The organism is Caulobacter sp. DWP3-1-3b2 (genome assembly GCF_049896325.1).
GTDB lineage: Bacteria > Pseudomonadota > Alphaproteobacteria > Caulobacterales > Caulobacteraceae > Caulobacter.
Window position 1 is genome coordinate 149798 of sequence record NZ_JAFCUB010000002.1, and the last position, 25595, is coordinate 175392.

Annotated in this window: 31 protein-coding genes and 1 pseudogene; 10 read left to right on the top strand and 22 right to left on the bottom strand. The window is 65.9% G+C overall.

Annotated elements, in window-relative coordinates; genetic code table 11:
* The first annotated feature begins 78 nt into the window (after positions 1–78).
* The 3 genes from ACP7AG_RS02125 (at position 79) to ACP7AG_RS02135 (ending at position 2868) form a co-directional block, all read left to right on the top strand.
* Complete coding sequence (locus ACP7AG_RS02125) at positions 79–1065, top strand: bile acid:sodium symporter family protein (protein ID WP_426029626.1); 987 nt, start codon at positions 79–81, stop codon at positions 1063–1065.
* A gap of 41 nt (positions 1066–1106) precedes the next feature.
* Positions 1107–1859: an SDR family NAD(P)-dependent oxidoreductase gene (locus ACP7AG_RS02130; protein ID WP_426029627.1), complete on the top strand. Its 753-nt coding sequence runs from the start codon at positions 1107–1109 to the stop codon at positions 1857–1859.
* Between the two features lie 106 nt (positions 1860–1965).
* The gene (locus ACP7AG_RS02135) at positions 1966–2868 is read left to right on the top strand and encodes an NAD(P)/FAD-dependent oxidoreductase (protein ID WP_426029628.1); all 903 of its coding nucleotides are present in this window, start codon (positions 1966–1968) and stop codon (positions 2866–2868) included.
* A gap of 18 nt (positions 2869–2886) precedes the next feature.
* Here ACP7AG_RS02135 and ACP7AG_RS02140 read toward each other — a convergent pair whose 3' ends face one another.
* The 10 genes from ACP7AG_RS02140 to ACP7AG_RS02185 all read right to left on the bottom strand — a co-directional run bounded on the left by ACP7AG_RS02140 (position 2887) and on the right by ACP7AG_RS02185 (position 11174).
* Positions 2887–3249, bottom strand: coding sequence for a hypothetical protein (locus ACP7AG_RS02140; RefSeq protein WP_426029629.1), 363 nt, complete (start codon positions 3247–3249; stop codon positions 2887–2889).
* A gap of 91 nt (positions 3250–3340) precedes the next feature.
* Entirely contained in the window at positions 3341–5125 is a 1785-nt protein-coding gene (gene der, locus ACP7AG_RS02145; RefSeq protein WP_426011383.1) for a ribosome biogenesis GTPase Der, read from the bottom strand.
* 108 nt (positions 5126–5233) lie between these two features.
* A complete protein-coding gene (locus tag ACP7AG_RS02150; protein WP_426029630.1) occupies positions 5234–6646 on the bottom strand; it encodes a PQQ-binding-like beta-propeller repeat protein in 1413 nt (470 codons plus the stop codon).
* Positions 6647–6657: 11 nt separating this feature from the next.
* Positions 6658–7410 carry a tetratricopeptide repeat protein gene (locus ACP7AG_RS02155; protein WP_426029631.1) on the bottom strand — a complete coding sequence of 251 codons (753 nt, stop codon included), beginning with the start codon at positions 7408–7410 and terminating at the stop codon, positions 6658–6660.
* A gap of 174 nt (positions 7411–7584) precedes the next feature.
* Positions 7585–8412, bottom strand: a complete 828-nt coding sequence (panB, locus tag ACP7AG_RS02160; RefSeq protein WP_426011380.1) for a 3-methyl-2-oxobutanoate hydroxymethyltransferase — start codon at positions 8410–8412, stop codon at positions 7585–7587.
* Between the two features lie 81 nt (positions 8413–8493).
* The gene (locus tag ACP7AG_RS02165) at positions 8494–8871 is read right to left on the bottom strand and encodes a hypothetical protein (RefSeq protein ID WP_426029632.1); all 378 of its coding nucleotides are present in this window, start codon (positions 8869–8871) and stop codon (positions 8494–8496) included.
* The gene (locus ACP7AG_RS02170; RefSeq protein ID WP_426029633.1) at positions 8864–9451 is read right to left on the bottom strand and encodes an RNA polymerase sigma factor; all 588 of its coding nucleotides are present in this window, start codon (positions 9449–9451) and stop codon (positions 8864–8866) included. Before ACP7AG_RS02170 ends, ACP7AG_RS02165 begins: the two co-directional genes overlap by 8 nt.
* A 31-nt stretch (positions 9452–9482) precedes the next feature.
* The gene (locus tag ACP7AG_RS02175) at positions 9483–9878 is read right to left on the bottom strand and encodes a DUF6249 domain-containing protein (RefSeq protein ID WP_426029634.1); all 396 of its coding nucleotides are present in this window, start codon (positions 9876–9878) and stop codon (positions 9483–9485) included.
* A 289-nt stretch (positions 9879–10167) separates the two neighbouring features.
* Positions 10168–10827, bottom strand: coding sequence for an HAD hydrolase-like protein (locus ACP7AG_RS02180; protein WP_426029635.1), 660 nt, complete (start codon positions 10825–10827; stop codon positions 10168–10170).
* A complete protein-coding gene (locus ACP7AG_RS02185) occupies positions 10827–11174 on the bottom strand; it encodes an ArsC family reductase (RefSeq protein WP_426029636.1) in 348 nt (115 codons plus the stop codon). The genes ACP7AG_RS02180 and ACP7AG_RS02185 overlap by 1 nt, the downstream gene beginning before the upstream one ends.
* 89 nt (positions 11175–11263) lie before the next feature.
* Here ACP7AG_RS02185 and ACP7AG_RS02190 point away from each other — a divergent pair.
* Positions 11264–11418: pseudogene (locus ACP7AG_RS02190) on the top strand (bifunctional D-altronate/D-mannonate dehydratase); the annotation flags it as partial.
* Positions 11419–11443: 25 nt separating this feature from the next.
* Here the strand turns inward: ACP7AG_RS02190 and ACP7AG_RS02195 are convergent.
* Complete coding sequence (locus ACP7AG_RS02195; RefSeq protein ID WP_426011374.1) at positions 11444–11833, bottom strand: DUF983 domain-containing protein; 390 nt, start codon at positions 11831–11833, stop codon at positions 11444–11446.
* A gap of 80 nt (positions 11834–11913) precedes the next feature.
* Here ACP7AG_RS02195 and ACP7AG_RS02200 point away from each other — a divergent pair, with 80 nt between their 5' ends.
* Entirely contained in the window at positions 11914–13296 is a 1383-nt protein-coding gene (locus tag ACP7AG_RS02200; RefSeq protein ID WP_426029637.1) for a PLP-dependent aminotransferase family protein, read from the top strand.
* A 644-nt stretch (positions 13297–13940) separates the two neighbouring features.
* On the opposite strand, the gene ACP7AG_RS02205 is transcribed toward ACP7AG_RS02200, so the two are convergent.
* Positions 13941–14402, bottom strand: a complete 462-nt coding sequence (locus ACP7AG_RS02205; RefSeq protein WP_426029638.1) for an SRPBCC family protein — start codon at positions 14400–14402, stop codon at positions 13941–13943.
* A gap of 342 nt (positions 14403–14744) precedes the next feature.
* Between ACP7AG_RS02205 and ACP7AG_RS02210 the strand changes: the two genes are divergently transcribed.
* On the top strand, positions 14745–14909 hold the full coding sequence (locus ACP7AG_RS02210) for a hypothetical protein (RefSeq protein ID WP_426029639.1): 165 nt from the start codon (positions 14745–14747) through the stop codon (positions 14907–14909).
* Between the two features lie 58 nt (positions 14910–14967).
* Here ACP7AG_RS02210 and ACP7AG_RS02215 read toward each other — a convergent pair whose 3' ends face one another.
* Both ACP7AG_RS02215 and ACP7AG_RS02220 read right to left on the bottom strand, forming a co-directional pair.
* A complete protein-coding gene (locus ACP7AG_RS02215) occupies positions 14968–15312 on the bottom strand; it encodes a CsbD family protein (RefSeq protein ID WP_426011371.1) in 345 nt (114 codons plus the stop codon).
* Positions 15313–15358: 46 nt separating this feature from the next.
* Positions 15359–15514, bottom strand: coding sequence for a hypothetical protein (locus tag ACP7AG_RS02220; protein ID WP_426029689.1), 156 nt, complete (start codon positions 15512–15514; stop codon positions 15359–15361).
* Between ACP7AG_RS02220 and ACP7AG_RS02225 the strand changes: the two genes are divergently transcribed.
* From ACP7AG_RS02225 to ACP7AG_RS02235, 3 genes are all read left to right on the top strand, one after another.
* Positions 15462–16781 (top strand): dicarboxylate/amino acid:cation symporter, encoded by a 1320-nt coding sequence (locus tag ACP7AG_RS02225; protein WP_426029640.1) that lies wholly within the window; start codon positions 15462–15464, stop codon positions 16779–16781. The two genes, ACP7AG_RS02220 and ACP7AG_RS02225, sit on opposite strands and share 53 nt — an antisense overlap.
* Positions 16782–17030: 249 nt before the next feature.
* Positions 17031–17570 carry a hemerythrin domain-containing protein gene (locus tag ACP7AG_RS02230; RefSeq protein WP_426029641.1) on the top strand — a complete coding sequence of 180 codons (540 nt, stop codon included), beginning with the start codon at positions 17031–17033 and terminating at the stop codon, positions 17568–17570.
* 54 nt (positions 17571–17624) lie between these two features.
* The gene (locus ACP7AG_RS02235; protein ID WP_426029642.1) at positions 17625–19769 is read left to right on the top strand and encodes a catalase; all 2145 of its coding nucleotides are present in this window, start codon (positions 17625–17627) and stop codon (positions 19767–19769) included.
* Between the two features lie 494 nt (positions 19770–20263).
* On the opposite strand, the gene ACP7AG_RS02240 is transcribed toward ACP7AG_RS02235, so the two are convergent.
* Positions 20264–20521 carry a GlsB/YeaQ/YmgE family stress response membrane protein gene (locus ACP7AG_RS02240; RefSeq protein WP_426011367.1) on the bottom strand — a complete coding sequence of 86 codons (258 nt, stop codon included), beginning with the start codon at positions 20519–20521 and terminating at the stop codon, positions 20264–20266.
* A gap of 343 nt (positions 20522–20864) precedes the next feature.
* On the opposite strand from ACP7AG_RS02240, the gene ACP7AG_RS02245 reads away from it, so the two are divergent.
* A complete protein-coding gene (locus ACP7AG_RS02245) occupies positions 20865–21071 on the top strand; it encodes a hypothetical protein (protein WP_426029643.1) in 207 nt (68 codons plus the stop codon).
* Positions 21072–21204: 133 nt separating this feature from the next.
* On the opposite strand, the gene ACP7AG_RS02250 is transcribed toward ACP7AG_RS02245, so the two are convergent.
* The 7 genes from ACP7AG_RS02250 to ACP7AG_RS02280 all read right to left on the bottom strand — a co-directional run bounded on the left by ACP7AG_RS02250 (position 21205) and on the right by ACP7AG_RS02280 (position 25592).
* A complete protein-coding gene (locus tag ACP7AG_RS02250; RefSeq protein ID WP_426029644.1) occupies positions 21205–21360 on the bottom strand; it encodes a hypothetical protein in 156 nt (51 codons plus the stop codon).
* Between the two features lie 57 nt (positions 21361–21417).
* Positions 21418–22074, bottom strand: a complete 657-nt coding sequence (locus ACP7AG_RS02255; RefSeq protein WP_426029645.1) for a PAS domain-containing protein — start codon at positions 22072–22074, stop codon at positions 21418–21420.
* A gap of 12 nt (positions 22075–22086) precedes the next feature.
* Positions 22087–22296, bottom strand: a complete 210-nt coding sequence (locus ACP7AG_RS02260; protein WP_426011364.1) for a hypothetical protein — start codon at positions 22294–22296, stop codon at positions 22087–22089.
* A 23-nt stretch (positions 22297–22319) separates the two neighbouring features.
* Entirely contained in the window at positions 22320–23498 is a 1179-nt protein-coding gene (locus ACP7AG_RS02265) for an extracellular catalytic domain type 1 short-chain-length polyhydroxyalkanoate depolymerase (protein WP_426029646.1), read from the bottom strand.
* A gap of 135 nt (positions 23499–23633) precedes the next feature.
* Positions 23634–24389, bottom strand: coding sequence for a hypothetical protein (locus ACP7AG_RS02270; RefSeq protein ID WP_426029647.1), 756 nt, complete (start codon positions 24387–24389; stop codon positions 23634–23636).
* Positions 24390–24444: 55 nt separating this feature from the next.
* Positions 24445–24789, bottom strand: coding sequence for a hypothetical protein (locus ACP7AG_RS02275; protein WP_426029648.1), 345 nt, complete (start codon positions 24787–24789; stop codon positions 24445–24447).
* A 125-nt stretch (positions 24790–24914) separates the two neighbouring features.
* On the bottom strand, positions 24915–25592 hold the full coding sequence (locus tag ACP7AG_RS02280) for a response regulator (protein WP_426029649.1): 678 nt from the start codon (positions 25590–25592) through the stop codon (positions 24915–24917).
* Positions 25593–25595: the final 3 nt, after the last annotated feature.

Consider the following 25595-nt stretch of genomic DNA (forward strand, 5'->3'; position numbering starts at 1 on the left):
ACGTTGAGCCAAATCTTGAATGCCTCATCCTGAGGCGCCGCGCAGCGGCCTCGAAGGACGCGGGGCGTCGCCGCTAGGATGCTGCGCTTGTTCAAAGACCTCCTCGCCAAGCTGAAGATCGACCCCTACATCCTGCTGCTGGTCAGCATGGTGATCCTGGCCTCGATCATTCCGGTGCGCGGCGAATTGGCCGTGATCCTCGGCTGGATCGTCAAGATCGCCATCGCCCTGCTGTTCTTCCTGCACGGCGCCAAGCTGTCGCGCGAGGCTGTGGTGGCGGGCATGACCCACTGGCGGCTGCACCTGCTGATCCTGGCCTTCACCTTCGTGCTGTTCCCGCTTCTGGGCCTGTTGATCGCCAGGTCGGGCGTGCTGTCCCCCACCCTGTCGACCGGCATGCTATTCCTGTGCTGCCTGCCCTCGACCGTGCAGTCGTCGATCGCCTTCACCTCGATCGGCCGGGGCAATGTGGCCGCCGCCGTCTGCGCCGCCTCGGCCTCGAACCTGTTGGGCATATTCCTGACGCCGGTGCTGGTGGCCTTGCTGATCCATGCCCACGGGGACACCGGCGGCGGGCTGGACTCCATCGTATCGATCGTCGTGCAACTGCTGTTGCCGTTCGTGATCGGCCAACTGCTGCGACCGTGGGTGGGCCCGTGGATCGAACGGCACAAGGCCATCGTCGGCAAGGTGGATCGCGGTTCGATCCTGCTGGTCGTCTATTCGGCCTTCAGCGCGGCGGTGGTTGGCGGCATCTGGAAAATCGTGTCGATCCCAGAGCTGTTTCTGCTGCTGGCCGTCTGCGCGGTGCTTCTGGCCATCGTCATGGCCGCCACGGTGTTCGGCGCCAGGGCCCTGGGCTTTTCCAAGGCTGACGAAGTGGCCATCGTGTTTTGCGGCTCCAAGAAAAGCCTGGCCAGTGGCGTTCCGATGGCCGGCATCCTGTTTCCCGGCGCCACGGCCGGTATACTGGTGCTGCCGCTGATGATCTTCCACCAGATCCAGCTGATGGCCTGCTCGGTCATCGCCCAGCACTATGGCGCGCGACCGGCGGACGAGGCCTGACAGCGGTTCCAATCCGTCGCCTTAGCCACTAGAACCCGCTCATGAAGTCCGACTCCGCAACGCCGCTGGCCGGCCGCATCGCCCTCGTCACCGGCGCCACGCGCGGCATCGGCGAAGCCATCGCCGTCGGCCTGGCCAAGGCCGGCGCCCATGTCATCGCCCTGGGCCGCACCCAGGGCGCGTTGGAAGCCCTGGACGACACGATCTTCGCCGCCACCGGCGAACACGCCACGCTAGTCCCGCTGGACCTGCGCGAGGCCGATGGCCTGGACCAGCTGGCCGCGGCCCTTCAAGCGCGCTTCGGCAAGCTGGACATCCTGGTCGGCGCCGCCGGGGTGCTGGGCGCCCTGACGCCCGTGGGCCATCTGGACCCCAAGGGCTGGGACATGATCATGGCCACCAACCTGACCGCCAACTGGCGGCTGATCCGGGCCATGGACCCCTTGTTGCGCCGCGCCGACGCCGGCCGCGCGATCTTCATCACCAGCAGCGTCGCCAAGAGCCACCGCGCCTTCTGGGGCGGCTACGCGGCGTCCAAGGCCGGACTTGAGGCCATTGTCGGCTGCTACAACGACGAAATGGAGAACACCACGGTCCGCGCCCTCTGCGTCGATCCGGGCGCCATGCGCACCCGCATGCGGGCCGGCGCCTTCCCCGGCGAGGATCCACTTAGCGTGCCGGCCCCCGACACCCTCGCGCCGCTGATCGTCGAGCTGGCTCGCGCCGACCGGGAGCCGCCCAGGGGCGTCGTGGTGTTCAAGGCGCGCGGTCAGGAATCGGCCAGCATCGGATAAGGCGCACTTTGCGAGACCCTTCACGCAACCTCAGGAGGGGCTTGCGCGTCTATGGGCGCTGGAGACTCGCAATGACGAATTGCCCTTCGCTGTCCGTCGCCCACCCATGAGCCAGACCTCATATGACGCCGTGATCGTCGGGGCGGGTCCGGCTGGCCTGACCGCAGCGCTCTACATGGCTCGGTTCCGCCGCCAGGTCCTGGTCATCGATGGCGGCGACAGCCGGGCCGCCTGGATCCCCGAGACCCACAATCATCCGGGCTTTCCCGAAGGCGTTTCCGGCCTGGATTTGCTGGAGTTGCAACGCCGGCATGCTGTGCGTTACGGGGCGCAGATCCGGTCGGGGACCGTGGACGCCCTCTCATCGACCGGCGAAGGCTTCAGCCTGTCGATTGACGGCGAAACCGTGCTGTCGCCCACCGTCCTGCTGGCATGCGGCGTCGAGGACAACGAGCCGGCCCTGCCTGGCGTCGAACGCGCCGTGCGCCAAACCTTGCTGCGCACCTGCCCCATCTGCGACGGCTTCGAAGTGATCGGCAAGCGCGTGGGCGTGATCGGCGGCGACGGCTTGGGCGCGCGGGAGGCCTTGTTCCTTCAAACCTATGCCGACCAACTTACCCTGATCCATGCGGGCGCGCCTGACGCCCTGACGGCGGACGAGCGTGATCGGTTGGCGCGCGCGGACATCACGATCGTCGAAACCCCGATCGAGAGCGTCGAACTGCAGATCGACCGCCCACGCGCCCTCTGCTTCTCCGACAGCGTTCGTCTGGAGTTCGACGCCCTCTACACCGCCTTGGGTATCACGCCGCGTACGGGCCTGGCCTTGGCGATCGGCGCCCACCACGACGAGTCGGGACGGCTGGTAGTCGATGAACACCAGCAAACCTCGATCCCCGGCCTTTACGCGGCTGGAGATATGGTGCGCGGCCTAAACCAGATCACCACGGCCCAGGGCGAGGCGTCGATCGCCGCGACGGCGATGCACAATCGTCTGAGAGGTTGCTGACGCGCTTCGTGATCGCCTCTATTCATCGGCCTTGCGGATCTCGCTGATCTCGCACCGGGCGTATTCGTTGGCCGCCAGGGTGTACTGGTTGAGCAGGCCCGTATAGCCGTTCACCGCGCCGATGAATTCGTCCATCGCGCGGTTTCGGACCTTCATGCTGGCATTGTAGCGATCGAGTTCGCCTTTCCGACAGGTGTGCGTGCCCTTGGCCTCATTAACGCAGGACGGCAGTTTCGGAATAGGCGGCAAGGTGGGCCGGATGGTTTGCGGCGGCGTCGGCGCGCTGCAGATACGGCTGGAAAGCTCGGCGATCGGCGCCGCGCCAGCGACGGCGTCGGCCTGGTTCAGCGCGGCGGCGAACCCTGCGGCGGCAAGAAACATGTAACCACTCCCCCTGACACGGCAACTATAGCCAAGCTGTCAGGGGAAGCGCCACCTGAAGTCGATCGCGATCGGCGATCGAGAAACGATTTTAGCGCCCCTTGGGCGGCGCCTTGTTGCCCCGCACAGTGCGCGAACCGGCCACCGGACGGCGCGGACCCGCCGCCTTGCCGCCAGCCGCCTTGAAGCCAACCTTGTAGCTCGGGGTCTCGGACTTCTTTTGGGCCTTGGGGCCCAGCTTCTTGACCGACTTGACCGCCGCCTTGCCGGGCTCGACCGCAGGCGCGGCCTTGGTCGGAACGATTGGCTTGGCGGTTCTGGTCACGGTGGGGCCAGCCTTCCTGGCGATCCGGACGGCCGCTTTGGTCGGGGTGGCCTCCTGATGGCCAGGCTCGAACTCGACGCCGGCCGCGGCCGCCGCAGCCTCGGCCAGGCGGACCGACTTCTTGACGGTGTTGCGCGACGCCTTGATGCGTTCGGCCTCGCGCTCTTTGCGTTCGAACTCGCGCTTGCCCTTGCCGGAGTGGCCCTTGGCCTCGCCCTCGGCGTAGGGATTGGCCCCTGACTTGATGGTGATGCGCAGCGGCACGCCGGGCAGGTCGAAGCTTTCGCGCAGGCTGTTGATCAGATAGCGCCGATACTGTTCGGGCATCTGGTCGGCGCGGCTGGAGAACAGCACAAAGGTGGGCGGGCGCGCCTTGATCTGGGCCATGTATTTCGGCTTGATCCGCTTGCCGCCGACGCTGGGCGGCGGGTGACGCTGCATGGCCATCTGCAGCCAGTCGTTGAGGTCGCGGGTCTTGACCTTGGTCGACCAATCCTTGTGGCTCTTCAGCACGGCCGGCATCAGCTTTTCGACGCCCTTGCCGGTCTCGCCCGACAGGGCCACCACCGGCGTGCCGCGCAGCTGTGGCAGCATGCGTTCGGCGTGTTCGACGAAGCCCTTCAGAGTGGCGGCCTGGTCCTCGACCAGATCCCACTTGGCCAGCACGAAGACGACGCAGCGCCCTTCCCGCTCGGCCAGGTCGGCGATCTGCAGGTCCTGGGTCTCGAAGGGGTGGGTGGCGTCCATGATCAGCAGGACGACCTCGGCGAAGGTGATCGAGCGGATGGTGTCGCCGGTCGAGAGCTTTTCCAGCTTCTCGTTGACCTTGGCCTTCTTGCGCAGGCCGGCGGTGTCGACGAGACGGACCTTGCGGCCGCCCCAGTCCCAATCCACCGAGATGGAGTCACGGGTGATCCCGGCCTCGGGGCCGGTCAACAGCCGCTGCTCGCCGATCAGGCGGTTGATGAGGGTCGACTTGCCGGCGTTGGGACGGCCGACGATGGCGATCTTGATCGGCTTGTCGTCGCCCAGTTCCTCGTGCTCGCCCTGCAGTTCCTCGGGGGCGATGGCGATCAGGGCGGCATAGAGCTCGGCCATGCCTTCGCCATGCTCGCCCGAGATCTGGATCGGCTCGCCCAGGCCCAGGCTGTTGGCCTCGGCCGCGCCGTGGTCGCCGGCCTTGCCCTCGGACTTGTTGGCCGCGACCAGCACCGGCTTGTTCCGCTTGCGCAGGATCTCGGCGAAGGTCTTGTCCAGCGGCGTCAGGCCCTCGCGGGCGTCGAACACCAGCAGAGAGACGTCGGCCTCGTCGATCGCCAGCTCGGTCTGGGCGCGCATCCGCGCCTCCAGGCTCTCGTCGGTGACATCCTCGAAGCCGGCGGTGTCGATCAGCTCGAGGTCCAGGTCGCCGAGGCGTCCGTGGGCGAACCGGCGGTCGCGGGTGACGCCGGGCTGGTCATCGACCAGGGCCAGCTTGCGGCCGGCCAGACGGTTGAACAGGGTCGACTTGCCCACATTGGGGCGGCCGACGATGGCGAGTTTCAAAGGCATGGAGTGTGATTAGTCGATTTCGGGGACAAAAGCGACAAACCCGGACTGGTAAGCACCAGCCCGGGTTCGCGCAGCTTGAATTGTGGCTTCGGGCGACGCCCGAAACGTCTAGCGGATAGCGATCAGATTGGCTTCGTCGGTCGCCAGATAGACGGCGTCGCCCATGGCGATCGGACCCAGCAGCACCGATTGGCCGATCTTCAGGGTCTTCAGCGTCTCGCCGGTCTTGGGGTTCAACGCCACGGCCTCGCCCTCGCTCGACACGGTGATCAGGCGGCCCGACGCGAGGATCGGCGTCGACCACAGTAGCGGATGCTTGGCGCGCTTCTTCTTTTGCCGCTTGGACAGCTTGTCGGTGTTGTTGAGGTCGCGGATCCAATAGACTTGACCGGCTTCCCGCGACACGCAGATCACCTGTCCGGCCTTGTCGACCACGAAGACCACGTCGCCGGCCGCCCAAGGGGTGGTAATGGCGGTTACGGGTAGGGTCCAGCGGGCTTGGCCGGTGCGAAGGTCGGTGGCGGCGAAGACGCCCGAATGGCTGACGGCGAAGACGTCGCCCTTGAAGATCACCGGACGACCGGCGATGTCGCGGATTTCCGACAGGGCGTTGGTGCGGCTGGCGCGGCTGAGCGCCTCGCTCCACAGGTCGTTGCCGTTGGTCGTGCGCAGGGCCACCAGTTCGCCCGAGGCGAAGCCAGCCACGACGGTGTCGCCGCTGACCGCCGGGCTCGAGGCGGACAGGATCCGCGCCGGTTCGATCAGGGCTTGATAGGTCCAGCCCGGCGCGCCGTCGGCGGCATTGAAGGTCAGGAGCTCGTTGTCGGTCGAGGTAACGAACACCCGGCCGTCAGAGACGGTCGGCGCCGAGTGGACGGGAGTGCTGGTTTCCTGGCGCCAGCCCTCGGCGCCGCTCGCGGCGTCCAGTTGGGCCACGAAGCGGAAGCCGGACGAGACGTAGAGCTTCCCGCCGGCATAGGCGACGCCGCCGCCAAAGCCGGTGCGATCGCCCGAGCCGCCGAAGCCGAACATGCCGCGCTTCTTGCCCGGCGCCTTGGCGGGACGTAGGTCCTTGCGCCAGACGGTCGCGCCGCTGCGGGCGTCCATGGCCACGACGGTGGCCTCGCCGTCCATCACGAAGATCTTGCCGTCGGCGGCCACGGGCGGCGCGGTGACGTGGAATTTCCTGTTGGCCTTCTGGCCAAAACCCTTGCGCCAGGCAATGTCGAAATTGGCCGCGGCGGCCACGTGTTCGACCGACTGCTCGGCGTTGCCGCCCGGCAGGGGCCAGTCGGCCTGCACCTTTGCTTCGGGCAGGAAGAAATCGGAGCCCTTCAGCGCTTCGGCCGGCTCGACCTTCTGGTCGAAGGCGATGACCGAAATCCGTTGACCTTGGGTGGCCAGGGTCTTGTTGGCCTCCTTCTTGTCGAACGGATTGATCTTGGAGATCGTCGAGCAGCCGGCGACCGACACCGCAGTCGTCAGCAGCGCGGCGAGAAGCAGGGAACGCTTTGAAGTCATGGTGCGGCGGCTCATTGGGCGGAATTGAGGGCGGCGGGAAGGCCGGCGGGCGGCGCCTGCAGGGCCGACGGCGGCAAGGCCTTGGCGGCCTTGACGACGGCGGCGAGATTCTTGGCCGAACCGGAATCGATCATCGCGATCGCGCCCTGGGCGCGCTGGCGGACCTCGTCCGACGGGTTGTCCAGCGAGTTGGAAAGCACGCTGAAGTCAGCCCGTGCGCCGGCCAGATCACCAGCCTGCAGCTTGGCGAACGCCAGCGCTTCCTTCGCCTGAACGCGATAGGGACTCTTCTCGCCCATCAACGGGGTCAGCCTCGCCTCGACATCCTTGTAGGAAGCCGTGTCGAGGAGCGCCAAGGCGGAATTGAGGCCGGCCAGGTCGGCCAGGATGGGATTGGGCGCAAGCTTGGCCGCCTGGTCGAAATAGACCACCGCTTCGGGGGTCTTGTTCTCTTCAAGGCGCGCCCCGCCCATCTCGATCAGGGCCAGGGTCTTGTAAACGGCCGGGCCGGTCTTGGAGATCGCCTCGAAGGCCGGGAACGCCTTGACCGGGCCGATCTTTTGCTCGCTCTCCAACGCCGCCTGGTAGGCTTCTGAAGCCTTGGCGATCTGGCCCTCCTGATAATGGGTCCAGCCCCACCAGGCGCCGACGGCGAGAATCGCCACGGCCGCCAGCACGCCCAGCCAAGGCAGCGACTTCAGCGCGAGGGACTTGTAGCGGTCGGAGCGCAGTTGCTCTTCGACCTCGTCAAACACATCGACCACGAACGAGGCTCCGATAGGGGCGAGAACTGCGCCCGGTGGCGGCAACGCCGGATTGCTCCGAGATTGACGCCATAGATGAAAACCAAAGGCGAACGGGCTCGCCGAGGCGGCGAACCTATAGCGTGTCTGGGTCAGCCGCAACGGGGCGGAGCGGCCTCAACGAGACAAGCGGCCCTAGCCCTTCTTGGCGTAGTAAGTCTCGGCCTCGCCCGGGAAGGTGCGGGCCTTGACGTCGCGCGCGTAGTCGGCGGCGGCCTGCTGGATCTGGTTCTTCAGGTCGGCGTAGCGCCGCACGAACTTCGGCGTCCAGTCGAACAGGCCCAGCATGTCGTCGGTGACCAGGATCTGGCCGTCGCACCCCGCCGAGGCCCCGATGCCGATGGTCGGTGGGGCGATGGCGGCGGTGATCTCGCGAGCCAGGTTTTCGGCGACGCCCTCGACGACCACGGCGAAGGCCCCGGCTTCGGCGGTGGCGCGAGCCTCTTCGAGCACGACGGCCCGGCCGGCCTCGTCCTTGCCCTTGGCCTTGAAGCCGCCATCGACCAGCACCGCCTGCGGGCGCAGGCCGACATGGCCCATGACCGGGATCCCGCGCCGCACCAGATAGGCGATGGTCTCGGGCACCGTAGGGCCACTCTCGACCTTCACCGCCTGGCAGCCGGTTTCCTTCATCAGCCGCACGGCGTTGGCATAGGCCTCTTCGGGCGGGCCCTCGTACGAGCCGAAGGGCATGTCGACGACCACCATCGCCTTGCGTGAGCCACGCATCACCGCCTGGCCGTGCAGGATCATCATTTCCATGGTGACGCCAACGGTGTTGGGCAGGCCGTGCACCACCATGCCCAGCGAGTCGCCCACCAGCAGCACGTCGCAGGCGTCGTCCAAGGCAGCGGCCACCGGCGCGGTGTAGGCCGTCAGGCAAACCAGAGGCTCGCCCCCCTTGCGGGCGGTGATGTCAGGGGCCGCCAGGCGACGGATCTTTTCTTCACGATGAGCGGACAAGGTGAGCCCTCCTGGAAAAAGCGTGCGCCGTTTTCCGCCAGATCGTTCCGCACCGCAACATGATCGATGAAAAAGGCGGGTTTAAACCTCGTCTACCAGCCGGGTCACCACGAAGGCCAGCGCCAGGGCCGCCAGCACCGCCGCCAGCCAGATGGCCTCGGTGCTGCCCATCGAGAAGAACTGGTCGTAGCGGGCCACCACCTTGCCCAGGCCCAGGTCGAGCTGCTGAGCGCCGTCGCGCGAGACGTTTGAGAACTCCTCGGCGAAACGGCTACCGATCAACTGCACGGCCACCGCCAAACCGGCGACAACGCCAGTCGCGCCGATCACCGCGCGGCGCAGGGCCCAGCCACGATCCAGCTTGTCGGTGACGCGCTGGGTGAACTGTTCGGAATCGCGGAACACGGGCGGCTGGCCATAGAGCCGCGAAAGTTGGGTTTCGAAATCGAGGTCAGCCAAGGTTTTCCCTCCTCGCGGAGTCGTTCGAGACGCGTCCCGATGGCGGCGCCATTCGGGTCCTGAGTTTATCCAGACCACGTTTGACATGGGATTTGACCGTCCCCAGGGGGATATTCAAGAGCTCTGCGGCCTCGGTGTGCGACCAATCGGCTCCGTAGCAGAGGGATACGCACAGGCGCTCGGCGTGCGACAGGATCTTGAGCGCCTCGTCCAGATCCATACGGTCGGCCGTCGCCCCGGGGCCGTCCAACGCGATCGGCGCGGAGTCCTCGGCGGTCTCGGTCAGCACGAACCGCGAGTCCCGCTTGACCCGGCGCAGATAGAGCCGGGCGGCGGTCTTCTTGATCCACCCGCCAAAGGACCCCTCGCCGCGATAGTCGGCGATCTGCTCGAACCCGACCAGGAAAGCGTCCTGGGCGATGTCGTCAGCCGTGGCGGAGTCCGCGCCCAGCCGGCGCAGCAGGCCCCGCACGGCCGAGCCGTGGCGACGCACCAGCTCGCCGAAGGCCATCCGATCTCCCGCCGCCGCCAAGGCGGCCAGCTCGATATCGTGGCCGGTGGGTGGGCGCCCGATGCCCATCAGATCTGTCCCCTCTTCCCCGCGTTCGCCGTCAAACTTCCGGAGGACGCTTGTTGGGGTTGAAGAAGCTGAGAAGGATGAAGGCCAAGCCGACCATGCCGGGCACGGCGGCCCCGCTCACGGTGCCGAACATGGCGTTGTCGTTGATGCCGCCCAGCGCGACGCCCGTCAGAGCGATACCCCCGGCCACCGCGATCAGGATGACGCCGATCCGCAGATCGCGTTGGGCCGAGGAGCTCTTGCGAACCCTGACGTCTTTCGACAGGGCCTCGATCAGTTCGGGCGGCAAGGGCTGCCCCTTCTCGATCGCGGCGCGAACCGTCGCCTGCATTTCCTGACGCTCGCGCATCCGCAGCCAGTTCGGGACGATCGCAATGGCGGCAATCATCGCGAAGAAGCCGACTGGAACCAGAACACCCGCATCCATGATTCATTCCCCTGTTTCTGTTGGCGGGAGCGTGACGCTTCCGACCTCTGTAGGGAAGAGACCTCAGCCATGGCGTTTGGAGGCGCCCAGCCACATGAAACTTTCGTAAGCTAGCGACGCACCAGCATCTGGCCGCCCGCCGCATCTCCAAATCGGTGCGACCCTCCGCACCACGTTCTGAAGGCTAGAGCATTTTCCCGTCCTGACTGCGTCAGGCCGTGAGCTCTAATCTTTTGTTTTGACGCATTTTTCTTCACGCGAACCGGAACCACTTCGCTCGAAAAATGCTCTAGTCGGCGCCGAGGCCCTGATTGGATGCGGCGACCTTGGAAATAATTTCATCCATGGCCGAAAACATCATGGTCGGTGCGTGGTCGGCCAGGGCCCGCCGGGTGGCGTAGCCCCATTCCACGGCTCCGCAGGCCAGACCCGCCTCGCGGGCCGCCTCGATGTCGCGAGTCTCGTCGCCGATGCATAGCACGCGGTCCTTGGCGACGCCCGAGGCCTTGACCACGGACCTGAACTTGGCGGCCTTGCCGAAGATCGCCGCGCCGCAGCCAAAGTGATTGACCAGGACGGCCAGGTCGGGCCCGAGGATAGAACGAATGGTCGCCTCGGAATTGGAGCTGACGATCGCCAGCCTCCGCCCCGCCGCCGACAGGCCGCGCAGCAAGTCGCCGGTGCCGGAGAACAGCGGTATGGAATGGGCCTCGGCCGCCATCATCTTCTTGCCTTGGGCGGCGACCAGCGGAACCTTCCAGAGCGGCAGGCCCAGATAGGCGATGATCTCGCGGCTGGAGCGGCCTCGCAGCATGGCGATCTCGTCTTCGGTCACGGCCTTGAACTTGAACCGCTCGGCCAGCGGCCGCACCGCGCGCATCGCCCACGCGGTGCTGTCGGCCAGGGTGCCGTCGAAGTCGAAGATGACGAGATCGATGCGGGCGTCCATCAGCCCATCGCCTCCTGGTATTGATCGGGCCTGAACCCAACCAGGAGTCGGCCCCGAAAGTCGAGCACCGGACGCTTGATCATCGACGGTTGGGCCAACATCAGGGCGATGGCCCTGGTCTCGTCCAGGTCCTGCTTGTCGGCCTCGGGCAGCTTGCGGAAGGTCGTGCCGGCGCGGTTGAGCAGGGCCTCCCAGCCCACGGCCTTGGCCCAGACCTCCAGGCTGGCGGGATCGACACCGGCGGCCTTGTAGTCGTGGAATCCGTAGGCCACGCCGTGACCGTCCAGCCAGTCGCGCGCCTTCTTCATCGTGTCGCAGGCCTTGATCCCGTAGATCGTGGTCGTCACGCCTGATTGCTCCGTGCGCGGTCAGATTCTTGTTCTGGCCAAAGTAGAGTTCGCGCGCCATCGGGCAAAACGGAAAAAGGGCGGGCTCATTCCCCGCCTACTCCTTCAAGGATGGCGAACTTCACCCTGGCGAAGCGCCGGGCCATGGCGTCGATATCGACGAGGCCTTGGCCGCCCAGCACCTTACCGCCCCGCCAGCCTGCCGGTGAACCGCCTCGAAGACGGCGCACTGTTCAACTGGTGATCTTGAAACCAGGCGGCGCTCCCCGTTACTCCGGTCGGCTCTGGACACTCGAAGCGCCGCCCTCGCTGGCCTTGTGAATATATTGCTCGGCGACCAGCCAGGCCTTCACCGGCCGTAGCGTGCCCAGGCAACCCACCAGCAGCGCGGGGAAAACCGTCGCGAACTGAACCCAGATCGGCGGCTGGAAAGCCACGACGCTCCAGGCCCAGACGGCTATCACCAATATGCCGACGCCGGTCATGACGAAGAAGGCCGGGCCGTCGGCGGGTTCTGCGAAGGCGAAGTCCTGGCCGCAGCGATCGCAGGCCTTAGCCAGCGTCAGGAACCCGCTGTAGAGCCGCCCTTCACCGCAGCGCGGACACCGGCAGAGCAAACCCGCCTTCAGGCTCGATGGAGAATTGAGGACGGGAGTCATCGCCGGGCCTTACATACAAAGTGAAGCGGATTGCATACATTATGATTAGAATGTATGTATTTCGTCATGGATACACAACCGTGACCCGCGACCTTCCCATCACCGGCTGGCTAGGGCGTATCGAGCCACGCGGCGGCCTGCCGATCTATCTGGCGCTGGTCCAGGCTCTTGAAACCGCGATCCGGGGGGGAGAGTTGCAACCAGGCGACCAACTTCCCCCACAGCGCGCCGTCGCCGCTCAACTCGGCATCGACTTCACGACGGTAACCCGCGCCTATGGCGCGGCCCGGGCCAAGGGCCTGGTGGAGGGGGCTGTCGGACGCGGCACCTTCGTGCGCCGCCGGGTCGGCGACGATGACGCGGGGGTAGTGGATCTGAGCATGAACCTTCCGCCGCCGCCGACCGGCCTGTCGCTGGCCGCGCTGTTGAAGGAGACCACCGCCGCCATCCTGGATCGCACCGACTTCGCCACCCTGATGGCCTATCACGCTGGACCCGGCACGCCGGGTCAGCGCGCGGCCGGCGCGGCCTGGCTCGCCCCCGTCATGGGCGAGATCGCCCTGGACCGCATCATGGTCTGCCCCGGCGCCCAGGCCGCCCTCACCGCTCTCCTGCTGACGATCGCCGGCCGCGGCCAGAGTCTGGTCGTCGAGCCGCTGACCTATCCCGGCCTGCTCGCCCTGGCCGAGACCTTGGACCTTCGCTTGCTGGCCTGTTCGGTCGATGACCAGGGCTTCGTGCCCGAGGCGCTGGACAGACTTTGCGGCGAGCAGCGGCCTGCGGCGATCTATGTGGTGCCGACGACCCAGAACCCGGTCGCCACGACGATGGGCCTGGCCCGACGCCGCGAGGTCGCCGCGATCGCCAGCGCACACCGCGTCTGGCTGATCGAGGACGATCCTTATAGCCGCCTGTTCGACGCTCCGCTTCCGGCCCTGACCACGCTTGCGCCGGATCTGGCCTTCCATGTGGCGACATTGTCCAAGACGCTGTCTCCGGGTTTACGGACGGCGTTCGTGGTCGCGCCGTCCAGCGGGATGGCCGAGCGGATCACATCGCGCCTGCGCGCCACGGCCTTGATGGGCTCGCCCTTGACCACGGCGGTGGCCGTGCGCTGGATCCGCGACGGCGCCGCCGAGCGCGTCCTTTCGGCGGTCCGTCTCGAGGCTCGCGCGCGGCGGGCCCTAGCCGGCGAAATCCTGCCGACCGCGAGGGGCGCGGCGGAGTCTATTCATGTGTGGCTCGACCTGCCCCCGGGCTGGCATGCGGGACGGGTGCATGCCCAAGGGGCCGCCCAAAGCCTGTCGCTGGTCGCCGCCGAGGCCTTCGCCACTACGCCAGACCACGCCAACGGCCTGCGCATCTCGCTGGGCGGCCCGGCCAAGCAATCTGTGCTGCGCGAGGCGTTGAGCCATGTCGCGGCGCTACTCGCCAGGGGACCGGGCCAGCGCCTGGTCGTCTGAACGAAAAAGTCCCGGAGCGCGAAGCTCCGGGACAGTGCAAATCAAGAGGGGGATACGGCTAGACAATTCGCCAGCTGGCGATCGGTTCAGTCCGAAGAGCGATGTCCTTTGGGGCATCAGGCAAGCTTCCGTCGCCCCAGGGGAATGTGCCGGGTTTGGCCGACCAGGCTGTGGATCAGAACGAACTCCGAAACTTTCCAATCCACGCCACGCCGGTGGGCTCCATCAGCCAGCGGGCAATCAGGTCACCTGTCGTGAGTGCCTTCCAAAGCGTCTCCTGCGCATGTGGAAACACCTCGTCGGCCACGATGTCCTGCGTGCCGGGCTTCAGGGCGACGTCGGTCCTGGCTCAATTTCCTTCAACAGAGTTCTGAGGTCAGCGAAGCGTTCGCGCCAGAGGACGCCGTCGCCAAAGCAACTGCGGATCAGAGCACTTGTTCCGCGTTTGCGGTAGCCCAGGTTCGGCGACAGGGCCAAAGCTCAGGCGACGTGGGCGTCTCCATCAATGTGAGGTTTGGGTCAGCCTTGCGGCGCGGCGTCCGGGGATTTGGTGGTCGAGATCTCGCCGGTCTCCATCAACTGCTTGAAGCGGCGAAGCTCGCGGCGGGCCTGCATTTTCGGCCCTTTCTGGAAGAGCTTCGCGATCAGCTTTCCAAGGTCGCCGCCGGGGGTTCGTAGACGATGGTCGCGGTGACCTCGGTCCCTCGTCCGGGCGGGCCGTCGCAAAACTCGATCCGGCCAGCGTTCTTGATGTCGGCCCCCTCGGCCGATTCCCAGGCCAGGACCTCGTTCTCGACCTCTTCGGTCAGGATCGAGTCCCACTCCACCGCCTTGCCGGCCGGCGCCTTGACGACCCAGTGCGAGCGCTCACCGTCGCTTGGCGTGACGCTCTCGACGTTCTCCATGAACAGGGCCAGGTTCCGGAAATCGCGCCAGAAGGCGTAGAGCTCAGCGCGCGGCCGATTGATCGTCACCGTACGGCCGACCAGGGCGGCGTTGTTCCAGCCGTGTTCCTTGGCGACCTCGTGGGCGATGTCGCGCTGGTGGACGGTGGCGGTCAGAGGCGCATCGCTTTCCAAGACGCGGGCAATGGTCTTATCGCACATGGGGAAGTTCCTCCTGCCCGGCTCCAACCTCTCGCGCGGACAGGTGTTCCTGCCGCGAAGTTAGAGGCTTCCCATGTCTGAAATGCGACAAGGCGCTTAGGCGCAAACGCCTGAAGTATGGCGCGGCGAGCGCTTGGGCGCGACAATCGACAGGGTCTGGGGCTCCACATCAAATGATGTCGCCCTGCTTCGCGAGAAGCGGCGAGGCCAGAGCTTCGTCGTCGTCCCGCGCTCGGCACGATCCCAACCCAGGGCACGACGCTGCTATCTCGGGCGCGTCTACAGGCCATCGCCCGTGCCACGGGTGTGCGTCAGGTCCGAGCCGTCCCCAAGGGCGTGGCCTTGACCCTGACGGCCCCCGCCGCCCAGGCCGCCGCGAAACGTCTCTCGCGCGTGGCGGCCGGGTTCTCTCTGGACGACGGCAAGATCGTGGTTACGTCGCCGACCGACAGCGACGCAGAGCGACGCGAGACCGTCGACCGCCTGCTGCTGGTGGTCGCCCCTTAGAAAAACGCCCTCGGAACCGCGTTCCGAGGGCGTCTTCATCATCGCTGGCTGCGAAATATCAGCGCGCGTCGCGAAGATAGATGGTCTTGCTGCGGCCGCGCAGGAGAAGCCCCAGGACGATGCCGATGGCGCCGGCGATGGCCACCGCAGGCAGCGGCTTGGAGACCACATAGGTCTCAACCGCATTGAGCTGTTCGTGAACTTGGCCCCGCACGCCTTCCAGCGTGTCTTCGAACGCATCCTGGACGCTGCTCTTGGCCTCGCCGAACGCCTGCTGCACCGAGCCAACAGCTTCCTTGAGCTTGCCCTTGGCCTGGAGCTCGTCGTTGCCGGTCAGGCCGCCAATCCCGTCTTGAAGGCGTCCCAGGCCCTGGTTGGCCACGCCCGTCATTTGCTCGTCCATCACCGGTTCCCGCTGGTTTGACGCCCGCTTGATCGCGAAGCCCTCCTCAAACCCCTGTCTTCGCGCCTTGTTCCGCGAGCGCGAGTCGGCCGTCACGGCGGAGCGATTGTCCCTCATCGTCGTTTGCGTTGCTCAACAGGAGCCAGACGATGAGCCCGCCGCGACCAGGTTTGACCACCAGACGTTGGAACACATTGTCCACGCGAATCCTCCTGGGGCTTGTCGTCGGGCTCCTGGCTGGCGCGGCGCTCAGCGGGCGTTCTTCGGGGATGCTCGATCTGCTCTCGGCCATCGCCGCGCCCATGGGCCAGCTGTGGCTCGACGCCTTGACGATGACGGTCGTTCCCCTGGTGTTTAGCCTGCTTGTCACGGGGGTCGGCTCGGCGACGTCCAGCGCCGCGGCGGGCGGCGTCGCGGCCCGGGCGATGGTCTGGTTTGTGGTCTTGCTGGTCGCGGCTTGCGCGCTGAGCGCGGTGCTTACGACCCTGGCGCTGACCTGGGCGCCGATCCCCGCGGGCAACGGCGCCCTGCAAGTGGCCGGCTCAGCTCCGCCCGTCGTGGCCGAAGCTGGGGCATGGTTCAAGGGCGTGATCCCCGCGAACCCGGTCAAGGCCGCAGCCGAGATGAGCATGGCCCCCTTGGTCGTCTTCGCCCTCTTCTTCGGGTTCGCGGCGAGCCGGATCGAAACCCACCTGCGGACATCGCTGACGACCTTCTTCGAGGCGGTCGTGGCGACCATGTTGGTCATCGTTCGCTGGGTGCTGCTGGCCGGCCCGCTTGGCGTGATGGCGCTCGGCTTCGGGGTTGGGGCCAAGATGGGGCTGGGGGCGGCCGGCGCGTTGGCTCATTACGTCCTGATCGTGGTCGCCGCCTGCCTGGCGATCACCCTTGCGGCGTATGTCCTGGCGGCGTTGGTGGGGCGAATTTCTCCCATGACCTTCGCCAAGGCGGCCCTGCCCGTTCAGGTCGTGGCCCTGGGCACGCAGTCCTCGCTCGCCTGCCTGCCCGCGATGATCACCGCGACCCGTGCTCTGCGAACCTCACCCGGGGCCGCAGAGGTCGTTTTGCCGCTTTCGGTGTCAATTTTCCGGGCCGCGAGCGCGGCGGCCAATATCGCCGTGGCCATCTATCTGGCCCATCTTCACGGCGTCGGTCTGTCGCCAGCCAATCTGGGCATAGGCGTTCTCGTCGCCGCGGCGGTGAGCCTTGCGGCCGTCGGCCTGCCCGCTCAGGTCTCATTCTTCGCGACCATCGGCCCGGTCTGTCTGGCGATGGGCGTGCCCCTCGACGCCCTGCCGGTCTTGCTGGCGGTCGAGACTGTCCCCGACATCTTCCGAACCTTGGGCAATGTAACCACGGACCTGGCCGTGGCGCGGATTGTGGGGCGTCCTCGCAACGACGGCCAGTTCATTGACGACGATATCGAGCAGTCTCCACAGCGCGCCGCCAATGTATCATTTGATAAATGAGCTCCGAGCCCGCTGAGACCGATGGGACGACCGGCCGACCGATCTGGCCGGCGTGATCCTCAATCAAGCCAAACTGGTCGACAGCCATGAAATTGGGTGTTGCCGGCCATTTCGGTGGCGCGCACGCGCAAACCCTCCTCGCTGGTGAGTCCTGCAAGCCGCTCGGAAAAACGTTGCTGCCCGCGATGACTGGAACGAGGGGCCACGGGGTCGGTTGATCAGGCTTCATCCCCGTTTGGAATTCCTCTCATGGCCAGCACGGCTAAGACCAAAGCCAGGAAGACTTCGACACGCGCGGCGACCAAGGCCGCTGCCGCACCCAAGACCAGCCGACCCGACGCCCTTTCGCCGCTCATCGCCGACCACCGCGACGTGGACGACTATTTCGACCAATACGAGACCCTCACCGACGACACGGCCAAGAAGGCGCTGGCCGACAAGATCTGCCTGGCGCTCAAGGTTCACGCCCAGATCGAGGAAGAGCTCTTCTACCCAACAGCCCGCGAAGAGACTGGCGACAACGACCTGATCGATGAGGCCATCGTCGAGCACATGGGGGCCAAGACCCTCACCGCTCAGATCAAGGCCGGCGCGCCAGGACAGCCCCTCTACGACGCCAAGGTCAAGGTGCTGGGCGAGCAGGTCCGCCACCACGTCAAGGAGGAGGAGGAGGAGCTCTTTCCCGAAGTCCGCCAGACCACGATCGACCTGGACGCTCTGGGCGCCAAGCTCGTCGCGCGTAAGGCAGAGCTGATGGCTTTGCTGGCCGTTCCCCCCGTTCCCGTCTGACAGCCCCCCCCCTCCCTCCACGGCGAGCCCACGCGGCTCGAAGGACACCCCATCATGGCCAAGTGCCCCTCCAACACCACTGCGAAATCTTCCGTGAACGGCGCCCAGGACCGAAATGGCTCCGTCGGAGAAACCCTGGTCGCGCCGGGCGGCGAACTGCACCAGCAGGCCGGCGACCCGGCCAGCCAGTTGACCACCAATCAGGGCGTGCCGATCAGCGACAATCAGAATTCGCTGAAGGTCGGCCCGCGCGGACCGGTGCTGCTGCAGGACTTCATCCTGCGCGAAAAGATCATGCACTTCGACCACGAGCGGATTCCCGAGCGCGTTGTCCATGCCCGCGGCTCGGCGGCTCACGGCTTTTTCGAATGTCTCGAGGACCTGTCCGACATCACGTCCGCAGACTTCCTGCAGCGGCCCGGCGAGCGAACCCCGGTGTTCACCCGGTTCTCAACGGTGGCCGGAAACAAGGGCTCGCCCGACCTGGCCCGCGATGTGCGCGGCTTTGCCGTGAAGTTTTACACTCAACAGGGCAATTTCGACCTCGTCGGCAACAATATCCCGGTGTTCTTTATCCAGGACGCCATCAAGTTTCCCGACCTGATCCATGCAGCCAAGCAGGATCCCGACCGGGAATTCCCGCAGGCCCAAACGGCCCATGACACCTTCTGGGACTACATCTCCCTGACGCCCGAGAGCATGCACATGATCATGTGGATCATGTCGGATCGGACCATCCCGCGCTCCTACCGGATGATGGAGGGCTTCGGTGTTCACACCTTCCGGCTGGTCAACGCCGCCGGCGCCTCGACCTTCGTCAAGTTCCACTGGCGGCCCAAGCTCAATGCCCAGTCCGTCGTCTGGGATGAAGCGGTGAAGATCAACGGCGCCGATCCCGACTTCCACCGCCGCGACCTGTGGGAGGCCATCGACACCGGCGACTTCCCCGAATGGCAGTTCTGCCTGCAGACCTTCACCCAGGAACAGGCCGACGCCCTCCCGTTCGACGTCCTGGACCCCACCAAGCTCATTCCCGAGGAAGTCATTCCGCTACGCGTCGTCGGTCGCATGGTGCTTGACCGTAACCCCGACAACTTCTTCGCGGAGACCGAGCAGGTCGCCTATTGCGCCTCGCACGTTGTGCCCGGCATCGACTTCACCAACGATCCGCTGCTGCAAGGCCGGCTGTTCTCCTACCAGGACACCCAGCTCAAGCGCCTGGGCTCACCCAATTTCCACCAGATCCCGATCAACCAGCCCAAGTGTCCGTTCCACAATCTGCAGCGCGACGGCCACATGCAGATGAACGTCCCCAAGGGTCAGGTGAACTACGAGCCCTCCAACATGGGTGCGGACGTGGCGCGGGAATCCCAGGCGACGGGCTACAAGACCTTCCCCGCGCTCGAGACGGGCGAGCAGTTGCGTGTGCGTCCAGACGCTTTCGCCGACCACTACACCCAGGCTCGGATGTTCTTCTTCAGCCAGACCGAGCCGGAACGGAACCATATCGTCGCCGCCTTGATCTTCGAGCTGAGCAAATGCGATCTGGCCTCGGTTCGTGAAGCCATGCTGTCGCGCCTGGTCAATATCGACGAAACACTGGCATTGCGCGTCGCGACCGGTCTTGGCCTGCGTGGCGAAATCACGCCGGCGCCTGCGCCCATCCCCGCTAGCGAGATGGAGCTCTCCCCGGCCCTCAGTATCCTGGCCAAGGCCGCGCCGGGTTTGATCGGTCGAAAGGTCGGCTGCCTGGTGACCGACGGCGTGGACGACGCCATTCTGGCTGAAGTCCGCCAAGCGGTGGCGGCCGCTGGCGCGAAGCTGGCCATCGTCGCACCGACGATCTCCGGCGTGGTGACGGCGAGCGGCGAACTCGTTGCCGCCGACTTCCGGGTTGATGGTGGTCCCTCGATGCTGTTCGACGCCGTGGTCCTGCTGCCGTCGGATGAAGGCGGGGCGGCTCTGGCGCTAGAGGCCACGGCGGTAAATTTCGTGCGTGACGCTTTCGGCCATCTGAAGGTGATCGCCTACCTGCCGTCAGCCGCGCCGCTGTTCGTCAAGGGCGGCCTCTCCGAGGCCAATCCGGACGCCGACGCCGGTTTGATCAACCTGCCCAAGGCGGCCGTAGCCGACTTCATCGCAGCGGCCCAGGCGGGGCGAATCTGGGCGCGCGAGCCCATGGTTCGCAAGGTGTTCTAGGTCTCCTGAACCGTCGTTTCGTCCCATGCGCCGAACCAAGGCGCATGGGACGCCGATAGGCTCTTTACCCCTGGCCCGTTCCAATCCCGAGCTATGTGCGCGGCCGCTGTCCCTTCCCCGCCCCGCAGTCGGACACCGCGAACGCCCCTGGCATGTCGGTCGTCCATACCCACCGAACTCTGCAGAGCCTCAAGAAGATTGAAGGGCGCCCAGCTTCGGCAGGCGGAAGATCGCACGGCGATCAGGATTGCGTCTCGATGGTGAAGTTCAGTCGCAGGCGGGCCAGGACACCCCCTTCAATGGAAATGCTCGCCTGCAATCCCAATCCCAGTGCGTCAGGCTGTTCCGTGCTAGCCCACGGAACGCCTTTGCCCATTGCGCGAAGCCCAATTTTCGGGTCCAGTGACCCTCATTTGATGGACCTTCGGCGGGGGACCAAACGCAAAAAGCCCCCTGTCGCCAGGGGGCTTTCGCGTTCGTGATGAACCTCGGTGCTAGAGCGCGCGGCGGCCCGAAAGCATGTGGTAGATCACCAGAACGACCACCGCGCCAATCGTGGCGACGAGCAGGCTGTAGAGGTTGAGGCCAGAAACGCCGGCGCTACCGAACTGATTGAACAGAAAGCCGCCGACGACGGCGCCGATGATGCCCAGAACCAAGTCGAGGACTAGGCTTCCGCCCGAACGATTCACGATCTTGCTGGCGATGAACCCGGCGACAAGGCCAAGAACGATCCATGCGAGAATAGACATGTTTGCCTCCCTAAAGAATGGCGCGCCTTCGCGCCGGTCGCCAGCAATAAGGCCCAGGGAAAAATTTTGTTCCGGCCGTTTCGTCTTTCCATTTCGCATAATTACAGGCCGCACGGGCTTGGCTCCCGTGTGGGACCGTTAAGCGAAAACGCAGATCGCTGTGGCAGGTCTTGAAACACGGGAACTGCGACTCGCCAATTCCGCTCACTTGCGACGATCGGCGGCGCAGCGCCGCGACCGATGGCCAGAGCCGTGGGCCACAGGCGATGTGTCGACAACCCGCCCTAGGCAACCACGCTGACCACCTGCCGTTTTTGCATCCTTCTCCGGCAGGGCGGGAACTATGAACGACCAATCAAGCATGGTGCGGTTTTCAATCCGTCTGCGGGCCGACGGCTGGCGCTGGGAGACCTTGGATGCGCAAGGCCGGAGGCGCACGAGTGGCGTCGTCCGATCCAAGGTCTTGGCTGCGGCTCTGGTGATCCGCGACATCTGCGCGGCGCAAGCGCCCGTCCGAGATCATCATTTGATCAGCGCCAAAGCCGCCTGACATGCGCGTCAGAGGTGTCCACCTATCGCGGGCCGCATCTCTACAGCCACCGACCGATGATCAGGATTCAGCTCGACCTTGGCTCGCTGGAGGCCTGCCGACACGGAGTCCCAGCAAAACACAGCCGTCGTGTTCAGCCTCGCGACGCGCCGTCCTCGTTCGCCGCCGAAAGCGTGAAGCCCCGCGCGTGGTTGCGCCGCAGAAGGTCAAATCGCGCCGACAGGCCTTCTGGCCGCCATTCCAGCAGCGCCTGGCCTCGCAGTTGCCGCTCGATGATCGCCGAAATCATTGTCGCGCCGAACCCGCGTGGGCGCGCGGCCGCCGGTGGCGGTCCGCCCATTTCCGTTCAGGTCAGGACGAGACCCCCACCGCCACCTTGCGACCACCCCAGGCGAACCTCGCCATTCGGCGCCGACAGAGCCCCATGCTGGGCCCCATTGGCGATCATTTCATGCAGAACAATCGCCAAGGGCTGAACCAGCGCCGCGCCGACCTCGATCGGCGGCCGCTGCAACGTGATACGCCGGCCACCTTGCATCTCGACCAATGCACGCAGCAGCACGTCGACTTGAAGATCGCGCCAACCTTCTGGCCCCAAGAGCGCGTGGGCCCTGGCGAGGGGTTGCACTCGGATCTGGATAGCGGCGGCATACTGAGACGGATTATCGGCTCGGGTCAGCCGGACGATGCCTTCAACAATGGCCAGAGCGTTCATTGCCCGGTGATCGACTTCCCGAAGCAGCCGGTGCTCGGCGGCCTCCAGACTGCGGATCTTGCGAGACTCGGTGACATCGCGCTGGGTGGCGAAAATGTACAGCAACTGTCCAGTTTCATCGCGGACCGGGCTCAGATGCAACTGGTTCCAGAACGCCGATCCGTCCTTGCGATCGTTGAGAATCTCGACGTCGCACTCCTGGCCCTCGCCAACAGCCGCGCGAATCTCGGCAATGGCCCCTTTCGAGGTTTCCCACCTTTGTAAAAATCGGCAATTGCGCCCGACCACCTCATCAGGCCCTTAGCCCGTCAGGTCCAGAAACGCCTGGTTGGCCAGGACGATTGGATGGTCGCCATTTCGCGCGTCGGCAATCACCATGGGCATGCGCGTGCGCTCGACCGCGACGAACGCGAGTTCCTTGCGGTCGGCGCGACCCTGCGCCGTGGACGCGGCGGGTTGATCACCGCAGAGAGAGAGATGGCCGGCTGGACTGCGTCGCTCATAGCGCACTCGACCTGCTGCGCCGCAGCCGATCAGGTCATGAGTCCGGCGGCGCGCAACGCCTTGGCAATGACCGCGCGCACATCGGCTGGCACGTGGGCCGATACCGCGTCCAGCACCTGCGCCGCCACACCCGAAGGTCGCGCGGGACCGGCGTCCTGGCCCAACTTCTGCACGGGAGCCTCCTCGGCGGCGGCGTCTTGCTCTTCCGGCCGCACGGGGGATTGCCCCGCCTCAGCCCGACGCGCCACACCGGCGCCCAAGCCCCAGAATCGCGCGATCTCCTGCGTCGAAGAGATGCCCGCCTCCAGCATGTAGGGCGCCGGACGGCCAATCCCGTCCGCTTCCTTGGTCGCGAGCGGCGTACCGTGACCCAGGCCGTGGACGATGTTGAGTTCGACCACCGAACCGCCAGTCTCGCCCCGCCAGACCGAACGGGTCCTGCCCTTCAGTCGCTCGATCGTCGCCGACCCGCCGTCCAGCGCCGTCGCCGCTGTCCACTGATCGGCAAGATTTTCGGCATTGGCCCGATTGACGGTATAGTCAGCGTCGCCGTGCCAGATCGACAGCCTGAGGGTCGCCCCTGTCTTGCGGGCCACCAGACCGCCCAGGGCCGCGCCCGAGCGCCCGTCTCCCTGGCCCATCACCCGCAGCGCGTCGGGAACGCCGCGCGCCACGCCATAGGGCAATCCGGCGATGATCGCCGCGCCCGCGAACATCTCGGGGTATGCGGAGAGCATCACCGCGCTCATCGCTCCGCCCGCTGACAGGCCGGTGACGAACACTTGGCGAGGATCGCCTTCGCACGCCGCCAGCGCGGTAGTCACCATGGCGGCGATCGAGGCGGCCTCGCCCTGGCCGCGCCGAGTGTCTCCTGGCTCAAACCAGTTGAAGCAACGATTGGGATTGTTGGCGGCCCGCTGTTCGGGGGCCAGCACGGAAAAGCCCAGGCGATCGGCTAAGGTGATCCAGCCAGCGTCGCGCGCGTAACCCTGACCGTTCTGGGTGCAGCCATGGAGCACGACCACCAAGGGCGCGCCCGGGGGTAGGCCGGGTGGCGAGTAGGATAGCATGCGTAGCGCACCGGGGTTCTCACCGAAGGTCTCAGTGTCCACCATTCCGTCCGGCGAGGTAACGGCAGGATTCAGCAAACCGGGCATCGAACGGCGCAGGCGCGCCAGCATCGCGGTGGTTTCGCCAAGGCCTTGCATCGGTATGTCCGCCCGGGCCGCTAACGAGCCCAGCAAGACAATGCTGCAGTGCAGCATAAAGTCGCATCACGATTCGTTACGGCCTCTGGGTCTGATACGACCGCACCCCCGGCGAACCGGGGATGCGGCGCCTGATCAGTAGGACCGTGTGGTCGGCGGCGCGGCCGGACGATCGCTGCGGCTCAACTCGTCGTCCGTGACGGCGACTTCATCATTCGAGTTGAAAGCCCGATCTTCGCCGTACAAGGTGCGCTCCCGACCGATCTGGTCGGCGCTATAAGGTGTTGCGGCCGAGTCAAAGCCGGTCCAGCCCGTGTCGCGATAGGCTCCACCACGGCTAGTTGCGTCGACACCACGGCGCTCATTGAGGATGGTCTCGACGGTCGCGATCTCGTCGTCGTGCGCCTTGACGCTGACCAAGGCGCCGCCGCGGCGCACGCCCTCCGCATAGACATTGGCCTCTTCGTCGCTGTGACCCGCTTCCTTCAGCGCGCCCAGCAGGCCGCCGGTCGCGCCGCCAGCCATGGCGCCGACCACGGCGCCGACGGCGGTGGCCGCCAACCAGCCCGCAGCCACGACTGGACCCAGGCCCGGAATGGCCAGCATGCCAAGACCGGCCAGCAGGCCCGCGCCGCCGCCGATGACGCCGCCCGTGGCCGCGCCCTTGCCAGCACCGTCGGCGACATCGTTCTCGCCGTCGCCATTACGATCGCCAAGCGGACCGTCAGCGCCAGGCGCCCCGCCGGCGTGCGCGTGGCCGTCGTGCCATTTATCGGTGTTGTTGGAGACCAGGCTGATCTTGTCGTGATCAATGCCGCGGGCTTCCAGGTCGGAAACCGCGTCAATGGCTTGGGTATGGCTGTCGAACAGCCGGGTAATCGTCTTGCTCATGGCTTTTTCCCGAGATTTTTATGGTTTTTATGGATTGTGGTGCGGTTAGTCAGAGCTAGAGCGTGGTGATCGCGCCCTTGTAGTCGATCGAAACGCTGACCTGCTTGCCGTCCTTGGTCGCGTTGCCCTGCCAGACGCCGTTGGCGTTCTGGTTCAACGGACCAAGTTCGGTGTATCCAGCCTTCTCAATCGCGGCCCGCGCCTGGTCGGCGGTGTAGGAGCTGGCGCCCGGCGTGGGACCTGTTTCACCGGTCGTCGGCGCCGTGTCGACAGCGGCGTTGGTCGGCGCTTCAGCCGTGGAGACGGCGGGACCCTCGACCTTTTCATGGTCGGCGTTTTTCTGGCCGCAGGCGGCCAGCAGTGTCGCGGCCAGCGCAAGGCCCGTCATTGATTTCAGCATGTCTTGGATCTCCCAGAGGTGGGAGAGAAAGACTTTTCAACCCGACAAGGTTCCTGAATTTATCGTTCGGCTGAGGCGCCAATTTCCCACTTGGGATTCGCCGCATCGGGATCCGGTCGTGGACCTCAGGAGATGTTGCGCCGCAGGATTTCACCGATGCGACGACCGAGCTGTTCGATGGCGAACGGCTTGCTGATGATCTCCATGCCGCCGTCGAGGAAAGCCGCCTGGTCGGCGGCCTGCCTGGCGTAGCCCGTCATGAACAGGATCGGAAGTTGCAGCCGGCTCTCGCGGGCGATCTCGGCCAGCTGTCGCCCGTTCAGGCCCGGCAGGCCCACGTCGCTGATCAACAGGTCGATATGCATCGAGGGTTCACGGATAGGCACAGCCTGGCGACCATCCGCGGTCTCGATGCCCCGATAGCCAAGCTCCTCCAGCACCTGCATCACCAGCAGGCGCACAGCGGCGCTATCCTCGATAACGAGAACGATTTCGCCGGCGCCGGCCGGTGCGAAGGCCTCGTCGATCGGAGCCGTCGGCTCCACGGGACCTTGATGACGTGGAAGGAAAAGCTGGATGGTGGTGGCCCATCCCTCTTTGCTGTCAATGACAACGTGGCCCCTGGACTGCTGGATGAAGCCATAGATCATCGACAGCCCCAGGCCGGAGCCCTCCCCCAGAGGCTTGGTCGTGTAGAAGGGGTCGAAAACCTTCTGCAGCACGTCGGGCGGCACGCCGAGGCCCGTGTCGGTCACCGTGATCGCCACATAATCGCCGGCCTCGGCGTGGTCGCTGTTGACCAATGA

What these genes read in the sequence shown, in the direction of transcription:
- ACP7AG_RS02135 (WP_426029628.1), top strand. Translation starts at nt 1,966, where the DNA reads ATGAGCCAGACCTCATATGACGCCGTGATCGTCGGGGCGGGTCCGGCT.
- ACP7AG_RS02170 (WP_426029633.1), bottom strand. Translation starts at nt 9,451, where the DNA reads ATGGGCATCGGGCGCCCACCCACCGGCCACGATATCGAGCTGGCCGCC.
- ACP7AG_RS02215 (WP_426011371.1), bottom strand. Translation starts at nt 15,312, where the DNA reads ATGGACGAGCAAATGACGGGCGTGGCCAACCAGGGCCTGGGACGCCTT.
- ACP7AG_RS02275 (WP_426029648.1), bottom strand. Translation starts at nt 24,789, where the DNA reads ATGCTGAAATCAATGACGGGCCTTGCGCTGGCCGCGACACTGCTGGCC.
- ACP7AG_RS02195 (WP_426011374.1), bottom strand. Translation starts at nt 11,833, where the DNA reads ATGACTCCCGTCCTCAATTCTCCATCGAGCCTGAAGGCGGGTTTGCTC.
- ACP7AG_RS02230 (WP_426029641.1), top strand. Translation starts at nt 17,031, where the DNA reads ATGGCCAGCACGGCTAAGACCAAAGCCAGGAAGACTTCGACACGCGCG.
- ACP7AG_RS02150 (WP_426029630.1), bottom strand. Translation starts at nt 6,646, where the DNA reads ATGACTTCAAAGCGTTCCCTGCTTCTCGCCGCGCTGCTGACGACTGCG.
- ACP7AG_RS02125 (WP_426029626.1), top strand. Translation starts at nt 79, where the DNA reads ATGCTGCGCTTGTTCAAAGACCTCCTCGCCAAGCTGAAGATCGACCCC.
- ACP7AG_RS02250 (WP_426029644.1), bottom strand. Translation starts at nt 21,360, where the DNA reads ATGATTTCGGCGATCATCGAGCGGCAACTGCGAGGCCAGGCGCTGCTG.
- ACP7AG_RS02140 (WP_426029629.1), bottom strand. Translation starts at nt 3,249, where the DNA reads ATGTTTCTTGCCGCCGCAGGGTTCGCCGCCGCGCTGAACCAGGCCGAC.
- ACP7AG_RS02175 (WP_426029634.1), bottom strand. Translation starts at nt 9,878, where the DNA reads ATGGATGCGGGTGTTCTGGTTCCAGTCGGCTTCTTCGCGATGATTGCC.
- ACP7AG_RS02240 (WP_426011367.1), bottom strand. Translation starts at nt 20,521, where the DNA reads ATGTCTATTCTCGCATGGATCGTTCTTGGCCTTGTCGCCGGGTTCATC.
- ACP7AG_RS02130 (WP_426029627.1), top strand. Translation starts at nt 1,107, where the DNA reads ATGAAGTCCGACTCCGCAACGCCGCTGGCCGGCCGCATCGCCCTCGTC.
- der (WP_426011383.1), bottom strand. Translation starts at nt 5,125, where the DNA reads ATGCCTTTGAAACTCGCCATCGTCGGCCGCCCCAATGTGGGCAAGTCG.
- ACP7AG_RS02265 (WP_426029646.1), bottom strand. Translation starts at nt 23,498, where the DNA reads ATGCAAGGCCTTGGCGAAACCACCGCGATGCTGGCGCGCCTGCGCCGT.
- ACP7AG_RS02205 (WP_426029638.1), bottom strand. Translation starts at nt 14,402, where the DNA reads ATGTGCGATAAGACCATTGCCCGCGTCTTGGAAAGCGATGCGCCTCTG.
- ACP7AG_RS02270 (WP_426029647.1), bottom strand. Translation starts at nt 24,389, where the DNA reads ATGAGCAAGACGATTACCCGGCTGTTCGACAGCCATACCCAAGCCATT.
- ACP7AG_RS02245 (WP_426029643.1), top strand. Translation starts at nt 20,865, where the DNA reads ATGAACGACCAATCAAGCATGGTGCGGTTTTCAATCCGTCTGCGGGCC.
- ACP7AG_RS02225 (WP_426029640.1), top strand. Translation starts at nt 15,462, where the DNA reads ATGAGCCCGCCGCGACCAGGTTTGACCACCAGACGTTGGAACACATTG.
- ACP7AG_RS02180 (WP_426029635.1), bottom strand. Translation starts at nt 10,827, where the DNA reads ATGGACGCCCGCATCGATCTCGTCATCTTCGACTTCGACGGCACCCTG.
- ACP7AG_RS02235 (WP_426029642.1), top strand. Translation starts at nt 17,625, where the DNA reads ATGGCCAAGTGCCCCTCCAACACCACTGCGAAATCTTCCGTGAACGGC.